At 43.2% G+C, this 1,093-nt stretch carries 2 protein-coding genes; both read left to right on the plus strand.

Translation table 11 applies throughout. The features are described from left to right. A partial coding sequence (locus tag Q0200_RS02560) for a hypothetical protein (RefSeq protein WP_297937362.1) occupies nt 1–192 on the plus strand: 192 nt, incomplete at its 5' end. After that, a partial coding sequence (locus tag Q0200_RS02565; RefSeq protein ID WP_297937365.1) for a HAMP domain-containing sensor histidine kinase occupies nt 170–1,093 on the plus strand: 924 nt, incomplete at its 3' end. The genes Q0200_RS02560 and Q0200_RS02565, both read left to right, overlap by 23 nt.

Raw genomic sequence — 1,093 nt, forward strand, 5'->3', positions numbered from 1 at the left:
GGAGGTTTGGGTTTTGGGCCGAAAATGGCGCTAATTTTGCAACTACCGCGCGGCAAAGCGCAGGATATCGGTCTAAATTTTTATCCAAATTTACGCAAATCTTTTGCCGTTTTAAGCTTCAAAATTTACGTCCGCAAAATACGGTCAAATTTAATCCAAAAGGCGGCAAATGTCTTTGCTAAAACATCTTAAAAAAGCTTTTGCGGCACTTTCAAACCGTCAAATTTTACCTATATTTTTACTTTATTTTATCACGAGCGCCGCATTTTTAGTCTTTTTCGCGCAGATGTTTTACGAGCGCGAGAAACATTTTATCCTAGACCGCGACGTATTTATCGTGCGAGATTTGCAGCATCACCTGCAAAATAAACTGCAAAAAAACGGCGAGATAGACGACGATGATTTTGACGACGTCGAGGCTTTTGCCGTAAATTTAAAAACGGGCGAGGAGATTGAGGATGATTTTGAGCCGCGCGAGGGCATGTCGCAAAGATACAAGGACGGAACGAACTCAGTGGTGCAGTTTTATCTCAAAAATCGACTCGGCGAGGAGGAGTACTACGTTGCCGTCAAGGTCGCAGATCCCGAGTTTGCGATTCTCACGCTAAAACTCAAGATAATATTTTTCTCGTTTATGATACTGCTTGCTATTTTAGTCATAGCTTATTTTATCATCCGTCTTTCGCTACGTCCGCTTTACCGCCGCATCGACTTTTTAAACGGCTTTATCAGGGATACGACGCACGAGATAAACACGCCTCTTAGCGTTATTTTGATGAGTATCGAGATGTTTGAAACCGATCCGAAAAAATATCTAAACAACATAAAAACCGCCTCCAAAACGATCTCGACGCTTTACGAGGACCTCACGCTGGTAAAGCTTAGCGGCAAAGATGACGGCGCGGCGACGAGCTTTAGCCTAAGCGAGCTGGTGCGCGAGAGGATTGGGTATTTTGGGCTAAATTTGGAGCAAAAAAATATAAATTTAAGCACGCAAATCGCCGAGGTGCAGCTACGCTCGTCCTATAAAAAAACGAGAAAAATCATCGATAATCTGCTTAGTAACGCCATAAAATACTGCGACGAAAACGGC

Origin of the sequence: uncultured Campylobacter sp., from assembly GCF_938045225.1 — a bacterium.
In the GTDB taxonomy this organism is placed as follows: Bacteria; Campylobacterota; Campylobacteria; order Campylobacterales; family Campylobacteraceae; genus Campylobacter_A.